This window comes from Marinimicrobium locisalis (assembly GCF_039822625.1).
GTDB classification, from domain to species: domain Bacteria; phylum Pseudomonadota; class Gammaproteobacteria; order Pseudomonadales; family Cellvibrionaceae; genus Marinimicrobium; species Marinimicrobium locisalis.
This window is the reverse complement of the sequence record NZ_JBDLLG010000012.1, coordinates 49,153-68,916: the sequence shown is the minus strand read 5'-3', so window position 1 is coordinate 68,916 and position 19,764 is coordinate 49,153. Positions and strand designations below refer to the sequence as shown.

The following is a 19,764-nucleotide window of genomic DNA, read 5'->3' as shown; positions in this document are numbered from 1 at the left end:
GCCCCGCCTACGTTGTAGAGTACCCCATGACTGAATCTTCCGAAAAACCGCCCCTGGTGGTGATCTGTCGGGTCGCCGAGCGCCAGGCTGAAGCGGCTCGGGCCGCCCATGAGCTTGAAGTGCCGCTGCTGATGAATGCCAAGCCGGAGGCTCTGGAGTCGCCCGCCTTCGCTTTGGTATACGACACGCCACACCTGGCGCTGTATCACACCGGACGGAAAGTGCCTGGCCCGGTTTTTGTGGACTTTCTGGGGGGCGCGGTCGATCACCGGCGCCGCTTCGGGGGCGGTAAAGGCCAGATGATCGGCAAGGCCGTCGGTCTGAAAGCGCATGTTTACCCGTCGGTGCTGGATGTCACCGCGGGGCTGGGGCGGGATGCCTTTGTGCTCGCCACCCTGGGGTGTTCCGTGCACATGCTCGAGCGCTCGGCGCTGGTTTATCGCCTTTTGCAGGACGGACTCGCTCGCGCCAAAGCAGGCGCGGCTCACACCGCAGACGCGGAGCTGCTAACGATTCTAGAGCGTTTGTCGCTTCAGGCCGCCGAAGGGTGCCCCGTACTCAGTTCCGTGGCCGCCGACCAACAGCCCGATGTGGTGTATCTGGACCCGATGTTTCCCGAGCGACAGAAATCCGCCGACGTTAAAAAGGAAATGCGGGCCTTCCACCGGTTGGTGGGTGCGGATGCCGACGCCGATGACTTACTGGGCCCGGCCCTGGACGCGGCGCGATATCGCGTGGTGGTCAAGCGTCCCCGTAAGGCGCCTGACCTGGCGGGGCGCCCGCCCAGCCATCGAGTGGAGGGGAAAAGCAGTCGATTTGATGTTTATGCCCTGCGGAAGTTGCCGGAGCGCTTGAACGAGCCCCCTCATCGGCGTCGTAGCTCTGCCCAGCCCAGCCCAGCATTGTTCTAGTCTTCGATAGAAAGCCGCATGGAAAGATCTAGCGCCCGGCAGTGTTTGGTCAGGGCCCCAATGGAAATATAGTCTACTCCAGTGGCGGCCAGCGCTGGCAGGGTCTCATCGGTGACGTTGCCGGAGGCCTCCAGCTTTGCCCGGCCGGCGTTAATCCGTACCGCTTCGCGCAGTTCTTGCTCCGCGAAATTGTCCAGCATCACAATGTCGGCTTGTGCCGCCAGCGCCTGCTCCAGTTGGGCCAGGGTTTCCACCTCGACCTCCACCGGTCGTTCCGGGGCGATCTCCCGGGCCTTGGCCACGGCCTGCGGGATACCGCCGCAAGCGGTGATATGGTTTTCCTTGATCAGAAACGCATCGTACAGCCCGACCCGGTGATTGGCACAGCCACCGCACCGTACCGCGTACTTCTGGGCGAGCCGCAGGCCCGGCAGGGTTTTGCGGGTGTCCAAAAGCGTGACGGGCGTGTCGGCCACGGCGCGGGCGTAGTGGGCGCTTACTGTTGCGGTACCGGAGAGTGTCTGCACAAAGTTCAGCGCCGTGCGCTCCCCGGTCAATAGCACGCGGGCATTGCCGGTGATTTCAAACAGGGTCTGGTCGGCCCGTAGCGTATCGCCATCGCTGACTTTCCAGTGGATACGAGTGGTCGGGTCCAGGGCTGAAAATACGGCTTCGACCCAGGGGCGACCGCAGAAACAGCCAGCCTCCCGCGTAATCACCCGGGCGTGGGCGCCCCGGTCGGAGGGAATCAATTGAGCGGTAATATCGCCCGAGCCGATGTCCTCGGCCAGGGCGGCACGGACCCTGGCGTCAATATCCGCTTGCAGTTCAGAGGAGAGGTTTGTCATTGTCCGTTGCTACCGTAATAACGCAGTGTGAGTTGGCCGCCTTGCTGGCTGAATTCTACCTGCCCGAGGGCACTCATGCCCAGGAGGACTTTGGGGCCTCCCATGGCGGGGTTGATGCTTGCGGGGACATCACGCAACTCGATGGAGCCGAGCTTCAGGCGGTCCAGGCGTGTGGCGCGAACCTCCACCCGTCCGTTCGCCGTCTGCGCCAGCTGCCGCGCCCCGGCCCTCAGGCCGGCGCGCTCGGCCAGGTCCTGGCTGACCACCACATCGGTGGCGCCGGTATCGAGTAAAAATACCGCTTCTTCGCCGTTGATTCGACCACTGGCCACGTAGTGGCCCGCGTTATTGCGCTCCAGAACCACCTCCTTGATGCCGTTCACGCTGCGGCTGAGCGGATCGCGATTCGGGTTCTCCTTATGGTCCTCCCACAGGCCAAACGCCCAGGTCAGTAGGGCAAGGCCGATCACCCAGGCGGCCATCATCATGCCGCGCCCGGCCTGCTGGCCGGGCAGTTGGTCCTGTGTCATAAAACGGTCACCGGTTTTTATAGCGACAACCCCCCATTTTGGGGGGCGCCCAATCAATCTTTTCTAAGAAATAGAAGCAGTTAGTCATTTATGTGATAGGGGTCTCGATATTACCATTTGTCCCTGGGATGTGTCGTGATCCTGGGTATACTTAATTCAGAAATTGTAAATAGTCTCGACAGTGGCATATCCGGCAGGTAAATCGACATGACCGACCCAGTGCACCCTCAGCGTGAAAATGTCGTCCCGCTCAACCCCCAGCGCCGTCAGACCGCGTCCGGGCCCTCGCTGGCGCGTTTGCCGGCGGCCATGCACGGCGTGCGGGACAAGGCTCGCCAGCAACTGCAAGCCTTGCTGCGCGAGCTGTTCGACAAGGCGGATGACTCGCTGTTTGAACTGGCCGATCAGGCGACCAGCAACCAGGAGCAGAACCTGTATTTTGACTCCATGCGCGAAGTGCGCTTGCAGCGCCGCGGCATGGAACAGCGCTTTTTTCAACGCCTGGACCAGGGCTTTGCGGACCTGCTGAACCCCAACGCGGTGCCTCGACAGCGCCACGAACAGGATGAGGTCTCCCTCGACGAGCTTACCCTCGTGCAAAACGATGAGCTCGAGCAACTGGTCGCGACCGAAAGCATGGTGAACAAGGCCAACGAACAATTTGCCGAGCCTTTGCAACACCTGACCTTGCGCATGGATCAGTTGGTCCCGGTCAAGGTCTACCAAAAGAACAACCCGGTGGGGGCGGACGCCATTTGCAGTGCTTTTTCCGACTCCGCCGATGCGCTGCAAATCGACGTCAAAGCCAAGTTGGTGCTGTTCAAGCTGTTCGATAAATGGGTGGTTTCAGAGCTCGGCAAGCTGTATCAGACCCTGAACCAGCAGTTGGTTGACGCCAACATTTTGCCGTCGCTTAAGTCCGGCGCTCCGCTGGGCAAAGCGCGACCGTCCGGTGCGGGCAGGGCGCAGCGAGCCAGCGAAGAGCAGGCACACCGCGACGACGAAGCCAACCAAGTGCTGCATACACTGCGAGATCTGCTCTCCAACCGCTCGGAAGCGGGCGCTCGTAGCGCGAGTAGCGCCAGCCGCAGCGGCGAGGAACTGGGCACCCAGGACCTGGTTCAGATGTTGTCGCAGGCGCAACAGCGTGATTCGGGTGCCACGGAACCGAACAGCGACCCCGTGAACGTGCAACAGTTGCTGCAAGGCTTGGTACAAGACAATCGCCGTCAGAGCCTGAATCAAGTGGATGAGGATGTCATCAACTTGGTCAGCATGATGTTCGAGTTTATTCTCGATGACCGCAACCTGGCCTCGCCGATGAAGGCCATGCTCGGCCGCCTGCAGATTCCCCTGGTCAAAGTGGCGATTTCTGATAAAACCTTCTTTAGCAAAGGCGGACACCCGGCCCGCCGGCTGCTGAACGAGCTGGCGATGGCCGCCCTGGGCTGGCAGGACACCGGCGAAGAAGGTCGGCGCAAAGATACCCTTTACCAAAAAATGGAGCAGATTGTTCAAACCCTCCTCTCCGATTTCGAGAGCGATGTGGGTATTTTTGATCAAATGCTGCTTGAGTTTCGCACCTATCAGGAGAAAGAGCGCCGTCGCGCCAAGATCCTTGAGCAGCGCACCCTGGATGCCGAAGATGGCAAGGCCCGAGCCGAGCGCGCCCGAGCCGAGGTGGATGCCGCGCTCTGGCAACTGACTCGCGGCAGGACGCTGGAACCGGCGGCACAACAGCTGTTGACTGACGCCTGGGCCAAAGTGCTGTTCATTATTTGCCTCAAGCAGGGCACCGAAAGCGAGGATTGGGCGCAGGCGCTGGAAACCGCAAAGCGCCTGGTGTGGAGTGCCACGGCACCGATGGATCGTGACAATCGGCAGAAACTGCTCAAGCTGGTGCCCAAGCTCCTTCCGCGCCTGCGCGCAGGGCTCGAGTCCATTGCTTACAACCCCTATGACATGACCCAGCTGTTTAAGCAGTTGGAGCGGCTCCACTTGGCTCGCCTGCGGGGCACGTCCACCACGGAGCCCGCCAAGTCGGCTCCTACCGAAGCGAAGGGGGCTCCCGAAACGCCCGCTGCCGAAATAAAAGCCGCTGCTGAGGACGTTAAACCCCCAGCAGCCGATACCACGGCGCCCGCCACTGAAGAGACCGAGGCGCCAGTGGCCGCTTCGCCCCGGGAGGAAAAGCCGACCGCCAAGAGCGGTAAACAGGAAGACGGTGCCCCCGGCTTCCAGGTGGTGGAAAAGCCGGCGGTGGCATCCGAGCCCAGCTCTGAGGTGGCTGCCGAGACTTCCCGCCAGGGGCAGCCCCAGCCGAGCGAATCGCTCTCACCCTCGGACCCCCACTTGGCGTTGGTGGCAAACCTAACCCAGGGCAGTTGGTTCGAAATGCAAGATGGCGAGGGCCAGGCCTACCGCTGTCGGTTGGCGGCGATGATCAAGCCCACCGGCAAGTACATTTTCGTCAACCGCTCCGGTATGAAAGTGGCCGAAGAAACCCGCGAGGGCCTGGCCCTGGCCTTGAAGTCCGGCCGTTTGCGAATCCTCGATGACGGTATGCTATTCGATCGTGCGCTGGAGGCGGTGATCGGCAACCTTCGCAGTGCCCGGGCGCGTTAGCGGCGCGCCCTGGCCCGCGTTTCTCTCCCTCGCGCTCACGTTCAAGGCCCTGTATCATCCCTCCAGAAATGACCGGAGGGCCTGTGAACGAATCCATTCAGGACGGCTGGCTGGCTTCGGCCCGGCACTGTCCATCTCCCAACTGCAATGATCGGCCGGCGGACGCTACCGTCAGCCTACTCGTGGTGCACAATATAAGCCTGCCCCCAGGTGAGTTTGGTTCCGGTTATATTGAAGCGTTTTTCTGCAATCAACTGCCGGTGGAGCGACACCCCTATTTTCAGCAAATTCGGGATCTGAAAGTTTCCGCGCACCTGTTGATTGATCGAGAGGGCAACGCTATCCAGTTTGTCCCCTTCGAACGCCGGGCCTGGCATGCCGGAAGGTCGGCCTTCCAGGGGCGGGAGGAGTGCAATGACTTCAGCATCGGCATCGAGCTGGAGGGCAGTGATCATATACCCTATACCGACGCCCAGTACCGGCGTTTGGCCGAGGTGGCCGGTCTGTTATTATCCCGCTACCCGGCACTGACGCCGGAGCGGATTACCGGGCACTCGGACATCGCGCCGGGCCGGAAGACCGACCCCGGCCCGGCCTTTGACTGGGATTACTTTCGCGCACAGTTGGCACAACATTTATGACCTTTCTCAGTATTTTGCTGGTTCTGGCCCTGGTGCAATGGTGGGGCTCCGGCGCGCCGTTGCAAAAGGACGGCGCCTTTTACCGTTACCTGGGGTGGCTGGACCGTCAGCGCGTCAGCCAACAGCCCAAGGCCCACCTGTTGCTGGCAGTGGTGGTGCCCACCCTGGTGCTTTGGGCGCTGAACGCCTGGGTGGTCTCGCAGGTCTCTGCCATACTCGGTTTTTTGATCGCTGTTCCGGTGCTTTTGTACAGCCTGGGGCGCGGTGATTTTTCCGCAGAGGTTGATGCTTATCTCAATGCGTGCGAGCGGAGCGACTCTGTGAGCGCGGCCCGGCACTTGGCGGAACTGCAGGACTTGCAAGAGCTCCAAAGCACCGCTGTGGAGGAGGGGGACCCCGAGGATTGGTCCGAGCTGCACCGCCAGGCGCTCAAGGCGATCGCCTACCGCGGTTTTGAGCGGATGTTCGCGGTGGTTTTCTGGTTCGTCATTCTGGGGCCGGCGGGGGCGCTGCTCTATCGGCTCAGTGCTCTCTACCGTCAGGCGAACCCTTCTCGGGCGGCACACCGTTGGGCCTGGTTGGTGGAGTGGCCGGTGGTGCGCCTAATGGGGCTGACCTGGGCCATGGCGGGGGATTTCGAGCGCTGCTTTAGCCGCTGCCAACGGGAGCTGCTTGACCGGCAGCACACCTCCTCAGCGTTGCTTTATGATCAAATACTAGGGGCACTGGGTAGCCAGGAGGCTTCTTCCGCGCCGGCTAAGGTAGACCTGGATATGATCCGCGCCAGCCGGCCCCTGTTTTCTCGCTCATTGTGGCTGTGGGTTTGCGTGCTGGCGTTGATTACACTCCTGGCCTGATATCAACTGTTTTAGAGGATTTGCTATGCCGTCTTTTGACGTGGTTTCCGAGGTGGATAAACACACACTGACCAATGCCGTGGACCAGTCCAACCGGGTGATCGACAACCGCTACGACTTCAAGGGTGTGGAGGCGCAGTTCGAGCGCAAGGACTATGTTGTAACGATGACCGCGGAGGCCGATTTCCAGTTGCAGCAAATGCTGGATATTTTCCAGGGTACCTTGGTGAAGAGCAACGTGGACATCGGTTGCCTCGATGTTCAGGAGCCCACCACCGCCGGCAAGCAGGTCAAGCAGGACGTCATCGTCCGCACCGGTTTGGAAACCGAACTGTGCAAGAAGATGGTGAAAATGATCAAGGAGTCCAAGCTCAAGGTCCAGGCTCAGATTCAGGGAGACCAGTTGCGGGTCACCGGCAAAAAGCGCGATGATCTGCAATCGGTCATGGCTATGCTGCGCGGCGCCGATACCATTGACATGCCGTTGCAGTTTACCAATTTCCGCGATTAAAGTGCCCCGGCCCATTCTCCCGACTGAGTGACCGCATGTCTGACCCGAGTACCGACACGCCCCGTCGCTCCTGGCGGGAGGCCCTGAGCGTATACCTCCATCCGCGCGTCGTCTCCATGGCCTTTCTGGGCTTTTCCGCCGGCATTCCCTACATGCTGGTGTTCTCGACGCTCTCCGCCTGGTTGAACGAAGCGGGTGTGGCCAAAGCCAGTATTGGGTTCTTCAGTTGGGTCGGTATCACCTATTCCGTTAAGTTTTTCTGGGCGCCGGTGGTGGATCGAGTAACGCTTCCGTTGCTCGGCGCTTGGTTGGGGCGCCGGCGCAGCTGGATGCTGTTGGCCCAGCTGGGTATTGCCGGCGGGCTGGTGGGCATGGCCTTGACGGATCCCTCGGAAAACCTGATGCAAATGGCGCTGTTGGCCCTCTTGGTGGCATTCAGTTCGGCCACCCAGGACGTGTCCATCGACGCCTGGCGGATTGAGGCGGTCTCTGTCGAGCGCCAGGCGGCCATGTCGGCGACCTATGTGTTTAGCTATCGACTGGCCGTACTGATGGCCAGTGCCGGGGCGCTGTATATGGTGTCCTTCGTGACATGGCCGGGCACCTATATCGTGATGGCGATGCTGATGGGCATTGGCATGGTTACCGTGCTGCTATCCAGCGAGCCGGAGGTGGAGAGGCATTCGGAGGCGGCGGCTCTGGAGCAGCGGGCTCAGGAATACTTGGCGCGCAACGCCCACCTTCCGCGCCCTATTCGCCAGTCCGTGGCTTGGCTCATCGGCGCAGTGGTTTGCCCCTTTGTGGACTTTCTCCAGCGGTATGGATCCCAGGCCATTTTACTGTTGCTGATCGTGGGGGCCTTCCGGATTACCGACATCAGCATGGCCTCCATGGCGATGCCGTTTTACCTGGATATCGGTTTCACGCGAGCGGAGATCGGCACCATCACCAGCCTCTACGGCACCTTGATGACCGTCGTGGGCGGCTTGGTCGGCGGTATTCTGGTGCCACGCTTTGGGTTGCTCCGTATTCTGGCGGCGGGGGCTATTCTGGCGGCCGCCACCAATTTGTTGTATTCGGCGACGGCTCTAGTGGGCCCGGAGTTGTGGATGCTGGTCATCACCATCAGCGGTGAGAACTTCTGTGGTGGCCTGGCCATGGCCGCCCTGATCGCCTGGATGTCCAGCCTGGTCAGCAGCCGCTACACCGCCACCCAGTACGCCCTGTTCAGCTCGCTGATGACCTTGCCGGGCAAGGTCATCGGGGGCTTTAGCGGCATTGTGGTGGAACAGGTTGGTTTCTTTGTGTTCTTTATTTACGCTGGCCTACTCGGGGTGCCCGCCATAGTGCTAATATTTTGGTTAATGCACCAAAGCCGGGCGCGGTCGAGGTAGTTGGGCGGTCTAGTTGTGGTAAAATGCGCCTCCTTCGAGAGAAAATACCCGCTTCGAATGCCATTGATTTCAGTGACTCAACAATGTCGGTGGTGGCTTCTGCTACTGCTCGTGGCTTCCGCCCAAGCCTTCGCCGGCTCGCTGGAGCTGCAAAACGGTGATCGTCTTTCGGGTGAGTTCATTTCCGCCAGCGAGGATTCCGTGGTTTGGCACTCCGAATCCCTGGGACGCCTGACGATCTCCAAAGGCGACATTTACAACCTGCAAACCACCAAGCCACTGAAAATCAATGGTGTGGGTGAGCCCTGCCTGGTGCAGGGCATGGAGGCCGAACACCTGGTGTACTCCTGTGGGGACGATGTTGTGCCCCGGCGAGTGCCCCTGGTTTCTTTGGCCATGATGATTCCCTTTCAGAAGTACCGTACCGGCGAGGCCACGACCTTGGCGGGCAGGGTCAACATATCGGGCAGTTATGCCCGCGGCAACGATACCCGCAACGACTGGAAGTTCAACACCGGCATCGAGTATCGTAAGGTGGACTGGCGTCATACCGGCACCTTTGAGTACGCCAGCTTCTCCAGCGGCAACTCTCAGCCCAGAGCGCGCTGGGCCGGGCGTTACGTGTTGGACTGGTTCTTCCGGGAGCGGTGGTTCCTGCACACCGATGCTCGCTTCGGCCGGGACGAGCTCCGATCCCTGGATCGTTACTATAATGTGGGGACCGGTACCGGTTATCAGTTTTGGGAGAACAACCAAACCGCTTTATCCATGACGGCCGGCCTGGTTCTGGTGGCCGATACTTATAGCGTGCCCGACAATCCCGCTCCGGATTTTGTTCGCACGGAGGAGCGTGTGGCCTGGCGGCTGGGCACCGACTTCCGCTACAAGCTGCCGCTCGGGGTCTCGTTTTTCCACAACAATGAATTTATCCGCTCCTTTGACCACGGAGAGGACTGGCAACTGGTTAGTTCCACCGGGCTCAACTCTGTGTTGGTGTCTCAGATCTATGCCGAGACCAAACTGCAGTACGAGGTGGACAACGACCCCCAGCCTGGCACGGAGCGCGAGGACATTCGCCTGGTGGTGGGCCTGAGCTACGAGTGGTAGCTAGAGCGTCGCCCATTGGAGCAAAAAAATCCCTTTCCGCCCGTTGAAATCCTCCCCGGGCATCCCCACTTACCAGTCACGTCGATTTTTCGCCCCGCCGGCGCTCAGCCAGTGGGAGATAGCGGCTCCGGTCGCACGCTAACATCACTCCGGGGCAACCCGGCTAATTTCAGTGTTTAACACGCTAGTTGGAGATAAAAGTCCATGAAAATTCGTCCTTTACACGATCGCGTAGTGATTCGCCGCAAGGAAGAAGAAGAGAAAACCGCCGGTGGTATCGTTCTGCCCGGTTCCGCCAAAGAGAAGCCCAACCAGGGTGAAGTGATCGCCGTGGGCAACGGCCGCGTTCTGGACAATGGCGAAACTCGCCCGATCGACGTGAAAGTGGGTGACGTTGTGGTCTTCGGCAAGTATGCCGGTAGCGACACCATCGAGATCGACGGCGAAGAGCTGGTGATCCTGAGCGAGAGCGACATCAAGGCGGTGCTGGCGTAAATTGCCCGACACACGCAGGTTTCAACCGTAAATTCTGAACACGAAATATTGAAAGGAAAGTACCATGGCTAAAGAAATCAAGTTTGGCGACAGCGCTCGGCAGCGCATGCTCAAAGGAGTCAACGTACTGGCAGACGCCGTCAAGGCGACCCTGGGCCCCCGTGGTCGCAACGTGGTGATCGAAAAGTCCTTTGGCGCTCCCACCGTCACCAAAGACGGCGTGTCCGTGGCCAAAGAAATCACCCTGAAAGACAAGTTTGAAAACATGGGCGCCCAGATGGTGAAGGAAGTTGCCTCCCGCGCTTCCGACGACGCCGGTGACGGTACTACTACTGCGACCGTACTGGCTCAGTCCATTGTGACCGAAGGCCTGAAATCCGTTGCCGCCGGTATGAGCCCCATGGAACTCAAGCGCGGCATCGACAAAGCGGTGATCGCTGCGGTGGAAGAAATCCGCAAGCTGTCCACTCCCTGCGAAGACAGCAAAGCCATCTCTCAGGTTGGCACCATTTCCGCCAACTCCGACTCTGACGTGGGCGAGCTGATTGCTCGGGCTATGGAAAAGGTCGGTAAAGAAGGCGTGATCACCGTGGAAGAGGGGTCCAGCCTGGAAAACGAGCTGGATGTGGTCGAAGGCATGCAGTTTGACCGCGGCTACCTCTCTCCCTACTTCATCACCAACCAGGACAACATGAGCGTCGAACAGGACGATCCTTACATTCTGTTGGTGGACAAGAAAATTTCCAACATCCGCGAACTGTTGCCGACTTTGGAAGCCGTCGCCAAGGCCAACAAGCCGCTGGTGATTGTGGCTGAAGACGTCGAAGGCGAAGCGTTGGCCACCCTGGTGGTTAACAACATGCGCGGTATCGTAAAAGTGGCGGCCTGTAAGGCGCCGGGCTTCGGCGACCGTCGCAAGGCCATGCTGCAGGATATCGCCATCCTGACGGGCGGCACCGTTATTTCCGAAGAAGTCGGTCTGGATCTGGAAAACGTCACTCTGGAACACCTGGGCCGCGCCAAGCGCGTGACCATGTCCAAAGAGAATACCGTGATTGTTGACGGCGCTGGCAACAACGCCGACATTGAAGCGCGGGTCGGTCAGATTCGCACTCAGATGGAAGACACCAGCTCCGATTACGATCGTGAAAAACTGCAAGAGCGCGTAGCCAAGCTGGCTGGCGGGGTTGCCGTGATCAAGGTGGGCGCCGGTTCCGAAATCGAGATGAAAGAGAAGAAAGCCCGCGTAGAAGATGCGCTGCACGCCACTCGCGCTGCGGTTGAGGAAGGCGTGGTTGCCGGCGGTGGTACCGCTCTGGTACGCGTTGTGGCCGCCATTGCCGGCCTTAAGGGCGACAACGAAGAGCAGAACGCCGGCATCTCGATTGCCCGTCGCGCCATGGAAGCGCCACTGCGCCAAATCGTGTACAACTCTGGCGGTGAGCCTTCAGTGGTTGCCGAGCGTGTTCGCAATGGCGAAGGCAGCTTCGGCTACAACGCGGCGGACGGCGAGTTCGGTGACATGCTGGAAATGGGTATCCTGGACCCGGCGAAAGTCACCCGTACCGCACTGCAAGCAGCGGGCTCGGTAGCGGGTCTGATGATTACCACCGAAGCGATGATTGCCGACGAGCCGGAAGATGAGAAGTCCGGCGGTGGCGCCCCCGATATGGGCGGCATGGGCGGCATGGGTGGAATGGGCGGCATGATGTAAGCCGCTCCACAGCCCCGAGAGGGCGGGCCTTGGCCCGCCCTTTTGCGTTTCAATGGTATACTGTCATTTTTCAGACATACCATTCTCATACCAATACAGCCAGGTTCACTGGCGATTCATTGAACCTGTGAGCGTTGCCATGCTCACAGAGTAGGTTAAGCGGCAAATCAGTGGGTTCACTCTGCCGCCTTTCATTTTTCAACCGTGTTCAGGAGAACGACTATGGCTTTTGAATTACCCCAGCTGCCTTACGCAAAAGATGCTCTGGAACCCCACATTTCCCAGGAAACCCTGGAATACCACTACGGCAAACACCATCAGACGTATGTCGACAAGCTGAATGCGGCTGTCGAAGGTAAGCCGGAGGCTGACAAGAGCCTGGAAGAGATCATCAAGAGCGCGCCCAAGGGCCCATTGTTCAACAACTCTGCCCAGGTTTGGAACCACACCTTTTACTGGCACTGCCTGAGCCCCAATGGCGGCGGTGAAGCGACCGGTCCGGTGGCCGATGCCATCAACTCGGCGTTTGGTTCTTTCGATAAGTTCAAAGAAGAGTTTTCCAACAACGCCGCAAACAACTTCGGCTCTGGTTGGACGTGGTTGGTGAAGAAGTCCGATGGCTCCGTTGCCATCGTCAACACCAGCAATGCGGAAACCCCGCTGACCGATGAGAGCGTCACCACGCTGCTGACCGTGGATGTATGGGAGCACGCTTACTACATCGACTACCGCAACTCTCGTCCCAAGTATCTGGATGCGTTCTGGAAACTGGTGAACTGGGACTTCGTCAACGAAAACTTCAACAAGTAAGTTTTCCCGACGAGAGAACCCCGCCCCGGTACGCCGGCGCGGGGTTTTTTTAAGGGTGCGTATTGTCCAGGATCAGACCCGATCCCTTCTTTTTCGGCGCCAGACCTGCTATAAACGCACACGAAGTTGAGTCAAATCAGGTGCCTCTATGGAACGCAAAGAGCCGACAATCTCCGGCAGCATTAAGCCCGAAAAAGACGAAGTGACCGCTCGCCAGAAACCCCAGCAGGGCCCCTCGGGGGGCCACGCGCCGCAGGGCGCGCGCCGCGGTGGCCCGGGCGCGCCACCCCCTTCCGGGCGTCCGCCCCGCCCGGCCAGCGGTGGCGGCGGCCAGGGGCTGGCCTTTGCCGCTCTGGTGCTGGCGCTGATCGGAGTGGCGGGCAGCGGATTTCTGGGCTGGAAATGGACGGAAGCAGAACAAAACCTGACTCAAGCGAATGAGCGACTGCAGACCCTGGAGCGGCGCATCGCCGTCACCTCCAACGAGTCCAGCGAGTATGTGAATGAAATTCAGGAAAAGCTGGAGTGGGCTGACTCTGAGATACGCAAGTTGTGGGGCGTCTCCCACGATACCAATCGCAAGAACATTGCGGCCAACACCGAAGCGGTAAAAAGCCTTCGTGGTGAACTGTCTTCCGTGAAGAAGACCGCCTCAAACGCCGAGCAGGCGGCGGGAAGCTTGCGTTCGGCGCTTGACGAGACGCAGGGCCAGCTTAGTGAGGTGAACGAGACGGTAAAGGAGCTGCAGCAGGTGGCCGGGGCCATGGAAGAGCAGGGCGCTCGCTTGCAGAATCTGGCCGAGGAGGTGGACCAGCTCGAAGGCCGCTTGGGTCAGTTGAGCGGTCTGGCGGACCGGGTGAAGACCAACGAAGAGGCCATTACGGCCATCGACTCTTACCGGCGCAGTATCAACCGGGATATTCTTGCCATTAAAGAGCAGCTCTCCAGCGGCTCCACTCCGTAACGGCCCTCTTAGTCAGCCCCGTGCCGAGCAGTAGCGGGTCTGGGGCTGAGAGGCACCTTCCTGATTCTCCTCATGCATGAACGCGGCACGGGAGGCTTGGTTCCATTGCCCAATGGCGCTCTCCAGCTCCCCCTGGTGGGGGCCTTTGGACTTACAGCTTTGGCATACCACGCAGTAATCAAGCCCACTGTGGGCAAAGTGCAAATGGTTGCTGTGGCAAAACGGACAGGGTTCAAGTGCAATAGCCATGGAAATAGCGCTCCTGTGCGCAATAGGTCTTCACTAGGGGAGCAACCGCAGGGTTGCGGGGCTTTCTCGCGCTGATTGCTAGAAGGTTTGGGGGGAAGGGATTCTGGCCGGTCGTGAGGATCGGTAGTGGGAGAGTCTAGAGTAACTTGTTGCGGCCGAAGGGCCCCGGCGTTACCACCGGTGCACCCCTGCGGCTGCCGGGTACTGAACATGATCGCTTAAACTCCAAAAGACCATATCCTTGAGTTTAGCCCACTGGCATCAGAATGCAATCCTTGCCGAGGCCCGGCCCGTCCGCTGTTCAGCAAACACTCGGTAATTGAGGTAAAATCCGGGCCACCGTTTACAGCTGTAGAGAGAGATCCATGACCACCGTGATTCGCCAGAACGACCTGATCGACAGCGTGGCCGACGCGCTTCAGTTTATCTCCTACTACCACCCCGTCGATTTTATCCAAGCCGTACACCGCGCCTACGAGCGGGAAGCCAATCCCGCGGCCAAGGATGCCATGGCGCAAATTCTGATTAACTCCCGTATGTGTGCCACCGGTCATCGCCCCATCTGTCAGGATACCGGCATCGTCACCGTTTTTGTGACCGTCGGTATGGACGTTCAGTGGGAGGCGCAGATGAGCCTGACCGATATGGTCAACGAAGGCGTGCGCCGGGCCTATAACCACCCGGACAATGTGTTGCGGGCCTCCATTCTGGACGACCCCGACGGGGCCCGGAAAAATACCGGTGACAATACCCCCGCAGTAATCCATTACAACATTGTTCCCGGCAACACGGTCGATGTTCATGTGGCGGCCAAGGGTGGCGGCAGCGAGGCAAAAACCAAGTTTGCCATGCTCAATCCATCCGACTCCGTGGTGGACTGGGTCTTGGATATGGTGCCCAAAATGGGCGCCGGCTGGTGCCCGCCGGGCATGCTGGGTATCGGCATTGGCGGCACCGCCGAAAAGGCGATGCTCTTGGCCAAGGAAGCGCTGCTCGACCCGGTAGATATTCAAGAGTTGCAAGATAAGGGCGCCGACAACCGTTCCGAGGAGCTGCGATTGGAGCTGTACGAAAAGGTCAACCAACTGGGCATTGGCGCTCAGGGGTTGGGTGGTTTGACCACCGTTTTGGATGTGAAAGTCAAAGACTACCCGACCCACGCCGCCAACAAAGCCGTGGCCATCATCCCCAACTGCGCCGCGACCCGTCACGCCCACTTCACCCTGACCGGCGAGGGGCCGGCGCTACAGACTCCGCCGAACCTGGACGACTGGCCGGAAATCGCCTGGGAAGTCAGCGACAGCGTGCGCCGGGTAAATCTGGATACCGTGACCCAGGAGGACGTGAAGTCCTGGCAGCCGGGGGACACGCTATTGCTGTCCGGCAAAATGCTCACCGGCCGTGACGCCGCCCACAAGAAAATGGTGGATTTGATCGCCAAGGGCGAAGAGCTGCCGGTGGACCTGACTGGCCGCTTTATCTATTACGTGGGCCCGGTGGACCCGGTGCGCGATGAAGTGGTGGGGCCCGCCGGTCCCACCACGGCCACTCGGATGGACAAGTTCACACGCACCATGCTGGAAGAAACCGGTCTACTGGGTATGATCGGCAAGGCCGAACGCGGTCCGGTTGCCATCGAGGCGATTCGTGATAACGAATCGGTGTACCTGATGGCCGTGGGCGGTGCCGCCTATCTGGTGTCTCAGGCAATCAAGTCGTCCAAGGTGCTGGGCTTTCCGGAGCTGGGTATGGAGGCGATCTACGAATTTGAAGTGAAGGATATGCCGGTCACCGTTGCGGTCGACAGCAAAGGCGAGTCCGTTCACCAGAGCGGCCCGAAAATCTGGAAAGCCAAGATTGAAGAGGAAAGCATCAAGGTCGTTTAACGAGTAGGGCGGATAAGTGAAACGCATCCGCCATAACCAAGCTTGCCAGTGCCCGCTTTGGTAAGGTCGGGCGCTGGACCGAATACCAAGAGCTACCCCATGGCTTTAACCCAGTACCAAATCGACGCTTTCGCCACTCAGCCTTTTGAGGGCAACTCCGCCGCAGTCGTACCGTTGGAGCGGTGGTTGGATGAGGAATTGCTCCAGGCTATCGCTATGGAAAATAACCTCTCCGAAACGGCGTTTTTTGTGCCGGACGGAGACGGTTTCCAGCTGCGCTGGCTCACGCCCACCAAAGAAGTCGACCTCTGTGGTCATGCGACCCTTGCCACTGCTCATGTGCTGTTCGAGCATTTGGGCTACGACAAGCCCGTTATCCGCTTCAATAGCCGCAGTGGGGACTTATTTGTCGAACGGCGCGGTGCTAGCTTGGCCATGGATTTTCCGGCGCAGCCGACCCAGCTGGTTGACGCCCCCGAGGCATTGACTCGAGGCCTCGGGCTCGTTCCTCAAGCCGTCGAGGCTAACGTTGACTACTTGGTGGTTGTGGATTGCGAAGCGCAGGTGCGCGCCCTTGCACCGGATATGGCTGAGCTCAGCAAGCTGGATCGTCGCGGCGTTATGGTCACTGCGCCCGGTGACGATCACGACTTTGTCAGCCGGTTCTTTGCACCCAAGTATGGCATCCCGGAAGACCCGGTCACCGGTTCGGCCCATTGTCAGCTCGCGCCTTACTGGGCGAAGCGGTTGAACAAAAATAATCTCAGTGCCCGTCAAATCTCAAAGCGCGGTGGGGATGTGGGTTGTGAAGTGAAAGGGGATCGTGTGACCCTTTTGGGGACAGCGGTGACGGTGATGAGGGCGGAGTGGAGCCTTTAGAGGTGCCCTTTGGGCCTTATGGTTGAATGACAGGATGGAGCGAGGTGGGTAACTTTATTACGGCGGTCAGGCCAGTATCCCTGTTCCCGGGTGGGGACTGGCTTGTGTACGAATGCCAGTTCGACATCCACTACTTCAGTGACACCTTGTACTCGCAGTGGGGGATAGTGTGCCCGCCATCGGTTCAACAGTCCGTGCGTTCCCGTCGGGCGGAGTTTCTTGCGGGGCGGTATGCGTGTCAGCTGGCATTGGAGGCGCTCGGGCTTGAGCGGTGGAGTGTGGGAATCGGCCCCCACCGGGCGCCGCAGTGGCCACCGGGGGTGGTGGGCTCCATCAGTCATGATTCCTCCTCGGCTCTCGCCTGTGTAGGGTTCAAGAGGGAAGGCGTAATCGGGGTAGGAATAGACCGAGAACCTCTGATTGAATCGGACGTGGCGCCGCGCATTGCGTCGAGCATCGCTAAACCGGATGAGTTGGAACGACTCGATTATCGTCAGTGGCCTTTCAACAAAGCGCTGACGTTAATCTTCTCCGCCAAAGAGAGTTTTTTCAAAGCGGCTTATCCCTCGGTGGGACGTTATTTGGACTTTGATGCCGTACGCTTTGCCGGTTTCCAGAAGAGAGGAGATCTGGGCGAGTGTTTGGCGCTTGTTCTGCCTCAGGCGCTGGCTTCCTCCTTACCCTCCGGTTCTACCCATTGCGGATACTTCTACAGGGTGCGCAACTGCTTCACGACAGGAGTGCTGCTATTATCCGATTCATAGCGGTTTTCATTTAAACGGTTGTTAATGCTTTGCACTCGACGCTTGCTTATAGGCACGGAGAAACCGTTGTCGGTCACGGCATAGTGACTGCTTCCCTGGGCTTTAATTTGCGCCACACGCTGGAGGTTAACCACGTAGGAGCGGTGTGTCCTGAGGAAGGTTTTTTCCGGCAGGCGGTCGGTAATGTCGCTCAAGGTGCTGCGCACGGTGATTCGCCGCGCCCCCTCGGTGTGGTCATAAAGCCAAACGTGGCAATAGTTTTCATCCACATGAATATGGGATATCGCGGACATAAGAATCCAGGAGTGCTTTCCGTCGTGCTTTAAAACCAGCGTTTCATTGTGGTTTGATGGATTGTCGACCGTCTGTAGGCGCTTTGGGGAGGCGCCGATGGGGGAGGCGGTGGCAGAACTTTCTTCTTGGGATATTGCCGGTTTCTGGCTCTGCTCCTGATAGCAGGTGCTTTGATGGATCATAGCGCCATGTATGATCAGAATAATGACCAGAACAAACGAGGCGTGATTCAGAAAGTGATGGGGATGATAGCCGTGCTGTTCGTGCTTTTCGGCAATGACTTGAACCAGTTCAAATGCGGCCATCTCAAGCCCGGCACCGATAAAGCTGATGCTGGTGACAAGCGGAAACAGAATCAACCAGATAACGCGGGGCGTGACGTTAAGAGGCCAATCACGGCGGCGGTAGAGCGCAAAGCCGGAGGCTTCCACCGCCGCCAGGGTCAGTACGACCGACAGCAACAGCAATAGAATATGTACCGAAAATTCCGCCAGACTCAGTGGCGTGTCAAGCTGCACATGCATGAACACGATGGTGAGCAGTGAGAGTAAAGTGAAAAGTTTGTAATATCTTACTCTCGTGCGCCAGCACACGCCTATTAGCAAAGGCGCCCGCCACTGCTGTTTGAGTGTGTCGATCAGCTCCACGGTCTACTACCTCCCTTTAACGTGCCAGTTTCCAAGCAACCACCGGATTTCGGTATTCAACCCCCCACGCTTTGCCGAATGCGCGTCAAACGTGAAGACAAGGCACGGGATTCTTCTGTTTATCTATTTTACCTTATTTTACGCTCGAATTATTGCATTTGGCTCACATCATGAAATACGCGACGTCAGTGGTCGCTTTTAGGTGTGAACGCCGGTGGTTGTTTTGTCAATTCCAACAGTAGCCCCATGTCAGTGAGTTTGCCAGGAAAGAATGTGGCCCTGAAGGAATCGGTGCCGCCGCGAGCATACGAGGCAACCGTCGTAAGCGTTTGGCGCGAATATACGCCGTGGAAAACCCGGTTGTTATCTCAAAAATAAGCAAACAGAGTGCCAGCCTACTTCTCTGGGCACTCTATTGATGGTTAAGGCTGGTGGCTTGCGAGGGGGGACAGTCAGAAGTGGTATTCCAGACTGAGCTGGATGAAGTCATCATTTCTTATGCTATTCAGAGGGCTGCCCGCATAATCGGACACGAACCAGTAACTTTCCACTCGCCACTTGAAGTGATTGTTCAGTCGAGAGGATGCCTCCAGTCGGCCCGCATACTCCCCGCCTTCGTCTAAATCCCGGGTGGTGCCAAGTAGGATTTCGGTGCCGGCTGGATCGTTGCGCACCCAGCGTACGCCCACGAATGCATCATTTTGGCCCACGACCATCGGTATTCGGCCCCGGCTGTCGTACTGATACTCAAGGAGCAGGCCAAGATCCCAGGCCTTGCCAAGGACGCCGACGGAAGTGTATTCGACGCCGCCGGTCATCGCCCGATGGTCTTCCTCACCATCGCGGTACAGTGCTTCCAGCTTGTACAGCACCCCTCCCCAGGTGGCCTGTAGGTCCAGGCCGGTTTGGCGCATTTGGGTGTAATAGGGAATGAGCGAGGTGGGCGAGGTCGGAGGGCCGGCCGGCAGCAAGGTCGGGTCCCGGTCGGTTCCATCGAAGTAGTAAAGCCCCATGTCCCAAAACCCGATATGGCCCGACCAGCGCAGCGCGTAGTCTACGTGCTGTTCCTCGCGGTCTGACTGATAGCGCGCCTGGTCGGCATCGACCGGAAGCGGGGGGCGAAGTCGCCCCTCGACTCCAGGGAAGGTTCGCTCCCGAAAGTAGGGCAGTACAAAAGCGCTGAACGTACCCCAGTTGCCCAGGCGGGAGTATTGCACCATGGGTTGGCCCAGTTTTTCCTCGAAATCCTGAGCCTGAACGGCGTCGGTCTGGTTGATGACGTCGACCAAATGCTGGCTTTCGGTCACGCCCCAGAACACTTCGCCAATGCCCACTTTCAGTTCCCAATCCCGGCCATAGTGCAGCCACATCAACTCCCGAATATCGCCGTGGGTTCGCTTCTCGTCCCCACTGTCAAGGTGATAAAAGGGACGAAAGGTGATTCCGCCGCCTTGCTCCAAGCGCCAGTACCATTCCGGCTCAAGGGTGAGGGCGAACTGGTCGCTGAGCTGGCCTTCGTACAGCGCGCGTTCGGGGAAGTAACGGTACTCGCCGGTCACGTTGCCGCTGAATTGCACATCGGCGTGGGCAGTCACGCTTAGAAGCGCGATTCCATGCAGTATTCTCTTCATGGGTAAT

The 19,764-nt window shown here is 59.0% G+C and carries 19 protein-coding genes; 14 read left to right on the top strand and 5 right to left on the bottom strand.

Annotated elements, in window-relative coordinates; translation table 11 throughout:
* Positions 1 to 26: 26 nt before the first annotated feature.
* Positions 27 to 911: a class I SAM-dependent methyltransferase gene (locus tag AAE514_RS09130; RefSeq protein WP_347331225.1), complete on the top strand. Its 885-nt coding sequence runs from the start codon at positions 27 to 29 to the stop codon at positions 909 to 911.
* Here the strand turns inward: AAE514_RS09130 and nadC are convergent.
* Positions 908 to 1,759: a carboxylating nicotinate-nucleotide diphosphorylase gene (nadC, locus tag AAE514_RS09125; protein WP_347331224.1), complete on the bottom strand. Its 852-nt coding sequence runs from the start codon at positions 1,757 to 1,759 to the stop codon at positions 908 to 910. The two genes, AAE514_RS09130 and nadC, sit on opposite strands and share 4 nt — an antisense overlap.
* Positions 1,756 to 2,289 carry a retropepsin-like aspartic protease family protein gene (locus tag AAE514_RS09120; RefSeq protein ID WP_347331223.1) on the bottom strand — a complete coding sequence of 178 codons (534 nt, stop codon included), beginning with the start codon at positions 2,287 to 2,289 and terminating at the stop codon, positions 1,756 to 1,758. Before AAE514_RS09120 ends, nadC begins: the two co-directional genes overlap by 4 nt.
* Before the next feature lie 207 nt (positions 2,290 to 2,496).
* Here AAE514_RS09120 and AAE514_RS09115 point away from each other — a divergent pair, with 207 nt between their 5' ends.
* From AAE514_RS09115 to AAE514_RS09070, 10 genes are all read left to right on the top strand, one after another.
* The gene (locus AAE514_RS09115) at positions 2,497 to 4,914 is read left to right on the top strand and encodes a DUF1631 domain-containing protein (RefSeq protein WP_347331222.1); all 2,418 of its coding nucleotides are present in this window, start codon (positions 2,497 to 2,499) and stop codon (positions 4,912 to 4,914) included.
* Positions 4,915 to 4,997: 83 nt separating this feature from the next.
* Complete coding sequence (ampD, locus tag AAE514_RS09110; protein ID WP_430623892.1) at positions 4,998 to 5,555, top strand: 1,6-anhydro-N-acetylmuramyl-L-alanine amidase AmpD; 558 nt, start codon at positions 4,998 to 5,000, stop codon at positions 5,553 to 5,555.
* On the top strand, positions 5,552 to 6,412 hold the full coding sequence (gene ampE / locus AAE514_RS09105; RefSeq protein WP_347331220.1) for a regulatory signaling modulator protein AmpE: 861 nt from the start codon (positions 5,552 to 5,554) through the stop codon (positions 6,410 to 6,412). Before ampD ends, ampE begins: the two co-directional genes overlap by 4 nt.
* Before the next feature lie 25 nt (positions 6,413 to 6,437).
* Positions 6,438 to 6,923: a YajQ family cyclic di-GMP-binding protein gene (locus AAE514_RS09100; protein WP_347331219.1), complete on the top strand. Its 486-nt coding sequence runs from the start codon at positions 6,438 to 6,440 to the stop codon at positions 6,921 to 6,923.
* Positions 6,924 to 6,958: 35 nt separating this feature from the next.
* Positions 6,959 to 8,317 (top strand): AmpG family muropeptide MFS transporter, encoded by a 1,359-nt coding sequence (locus AAE514_RS09095; protein ID WP_347331218.1) that lies wholly within the window; start codon positions 6,959 to 6,961, stop codon positions 8,315 to 8,317.
* A 57-nt stretch (positions 8,318 to 8,374) separates the two neighbouring features.
* Positions 8,375 to 9,424 (top strand): DUF481 domain-containing protein, encoded by a 1,050-nt coding sequence (locus AAE514_RS09090; RefSeq protein WP_347331217.1) that lies wholly within the window; start codon positions 8,375 to 8,377, stop codon positions 9,422 to 9,424.
* Positions 9,425 to 9,628: 204 nt separating this feature from the next.
* A complete protein-coding gene (groES, locus tag AAE514_RS09085) occupies positions 9,629 to 9,919 on the top strand; it encodes a co-chaperone GroES (protein WP_341937764.1) in 291 nt (96 codons plus the stop codon).
* Between the two features lie 64 nt (positions 9,920 to 9,983).
* Positions 9,984 to 11,633 carry a chaperonin GroEL gene (gene groL, locus AAE514_RS09080; RefSeq protein WP_347331216.1) on the top strand — a complete coding sequence of 550 codons (1,650 nt, stop codon included), beginning with the start codon at positions 9,984 to 9,986 and terminating at the stop codon, positions 11,631 to 11,633.
* Between the two features lie 222 nt (positions 11,634 to 11,855).
* Positions 11,856 to 12,443, top strand: a complete 588-nt coding sequence (locus AAE514_RS09075; RefSeq protein ID WP_347331215.1) for a superoxide dismutase — start codon at positions 11,856 to 11,858, stop codon at positions 12,441 to 12,443.
* Positions 12,444 to 12,591: 148 nt separating this feature from the next.
* Positions 12,592 to 13,407 carry a hypothetical protein gene (locus AAE514_RS09070; protein ID WP_347331214.1) on the top strand — a complete coding sequence of 272 codons (816 nt, stop codon included), beginning with the start codon at positions 12,592 to 12,594 and terminating at the stop codon, positions 13,405 to 13,407.
* 12 nt (positions 13,408 to 13,419) lie between these two features.
* On the opposite strand, the gene AAE514_RS09065 is transcribed toward AAE514_RS09070, so the two are convergent.
* On the bottom strand, positions 13,420 to 13,656 hold the full coding sequence (locus AAE514_RS09065; RefSeq protein WP_347331213.1) for a Lar family restriction alleviation protein: 237 nt from the start codon (positions 13,654 to 13,656) through the stop codon (positions 13,420 to 13,422).
* A gap of 365 nt (positions 13,657 to 14,021) precedes the next feature.
* On the opposite strand from AAE514_RS09065, the gene AAE514_RS09060 reads away from it, so the two are divergent.
* The 3 genes from AAE514_RS09060 (at position 14,022) to AAE514_RS09050 (ending at position 17,185) form a co-directional block, all read left to right on the top strand.
* Positions 14,022 to 15,542: a fumarate hydratase gene (locus AAE514_RS09060; RefSeq protein WP_347331212.1), complete on the top strand. Its 1,521-nt coding sequence runs from the start codon at positions 14,022 to 14,024 to the stop codon at positions 15,540 to 15,542.
* Between the two features lie 99 nt (positions 15,543 to 15,641).
* A complete protein-coding gene (locus tag AAE514_RS09055) occupies positions 15,642 to 16,421 on the top strand; it encodes a PhzF family phenazine biosynthesis protein (RefSeq protein WP_347331211.1) in 780 nt (259 codons plus the stop codon).
* Positions 16,422 to 16,465: 44 nt separating this feature from the next.
* Entirely contained in the window at positions 16,466 to 17,185 is a 720-nt protein-coding gene (locus AAE514_RS09050) for a 4'-phosphopantetheinyl transferase family protein (RefSeq protein WP_347331210.1), read from the top strand.
* Here AAE514_RS09050 and AAE514_RS09045 read toward each other — a convergent pair.
* Both AAE514_RS09045 and AAE514_RS09040 read right to left on the bottom strand, forming a co-directional pair.
* Positions 17,131 to 18,126: a LytR/AlgR family response regulator transcription factor gene (locus AAE514_RS09045; RefSeq protein WP_347331209.1), complete on the bottom strand. Its 996-nt coding sequence runs from the start codon at positions 18,124 to 18,126 to the stop codon at positions 17,131 to 17,133. The two genes, AAE514_RS09050 and AAE514_RS09045, sit on opposite strands and share 55 nt — an antisense overlap.
* Positions 18,127 to 18,578: 452 nt before the next feature.
* A complete protein-coding gene (locus tag AAE514_RS09040) occupies positions 18,579 to 19,757 on the bottom strand; it encodes a hypothetical protein (protein ID WP_347331208.1) in 1,179 nt (392 codons plus the stop codon).
* Between the last annotated feature and the right edge of the window lie 7 nt (positions 19,758 to 19,764).

Coding starts and splice junctions, on each gene's coding strand:
- AAE514_RS09130 (WP_347331225.1), top strand. CDS start 27: ATGACTGAATCTTCCGAAAAACCGCCCCTGGTGGTGATCTGTCGGGTC.
- nadC (WP_347331224.1), bottom strand. CDS start 1,759: ATGACAAACCTCTCCTCTGAACTGCAAGCGGATATTGACGCCAGGGTC.
- AAE514_RS09120 (WP_347331223.1), bottom strand. CDS start 2,289: ATGACACAGGACCAACTGCCCGGCCAGCAGGCCGGGCGCGGCATGATG.
- AAE514_RS09115 (WP_347331222.1), top strand. CDS start 2,497: ATGACCGACCCAGTGCACCCTCAGCGTGAAAATGTCGTCCCGCTCAAC.
- ampE (WP_347331220.1), top strand. CDS start 5,552: ATGACCTTTCTCAGTATTTTGCTGGTTCTGGCCCTGGTGCAATGGTGG.
- AAE514_RS09100 (WP_347331219.1), top strand. CDS start 6,438: ATGCCGTCTTTTGACGTGGTTTCCGAGGTGGATAAACACACACTGACC.
- AAE514_RS09095 (WP_347331218.1), top strand. CDS start 6,959: ATGTCTGACCCGAGTACCGACACGCCCCGTCGCTCCTGGCGGGAGGCC.
- AAE514_RS09090 (WP_347331217.1), top strand. CDS start 8,375: ATGCCATTGATTTCAGTGACTCAACAATGTCGGTGGTGGCTTCTGCTA.
- groES (WP_341937764.1), top strand. CDS start 9,629: ATGAAAATTCGTCCTTTACACGATCGCGTAGTGATTCGCCGCAAGGAA.
- groL (WP_347331216.1), top strand. CDS start 9,984: ATGGCTAAAGAAATCAAGTTTGGCGACAGCGCTCGGCAGCGCATGCTC.
- AAE514_RS09075 (WP_347331215.1), top strand. CDS start 11,856: ATGGCTTTTGAATTACCCCAGCTGCCTTACGCAAAAGATGCTCTGGAA.
- AAE514_RS09070 (WP_347331214.1), top strand. CDS start 12,592: ATGGAACGCAAAGAGCCGACAATCTCCGGCAGCATTAAGCCCGAAAAA.
- AAE514_RS09065 (WP_347331213.1), bottom strand. CDS start 13,656: ATGGCTATTGCACTTGAACCCTGTCCGTTTTGCCACAGCAACCATTTG.
- AAE514_RS09060 (WP_347331212.1), top strand. CDS start 14,022: ATGACCACCGTGATTCGCCAGAACGACCTGATCGACAGCGTGGCCGAC.
- AAE514_RS09055 (WP_347331211.1), top strand. CDS start 15,642: ATGGCTTTAACCCAGTACCAAATCGACGCTTTCGCCACTCAGCCTTTT.
- AAE514_RS09040 (WP_347331208.1), bottom strand. CDS start 19,757: ATGAAGAGAATACTGCATGGAATCGCGCTTCTAAGCGTGACTGCCCAC.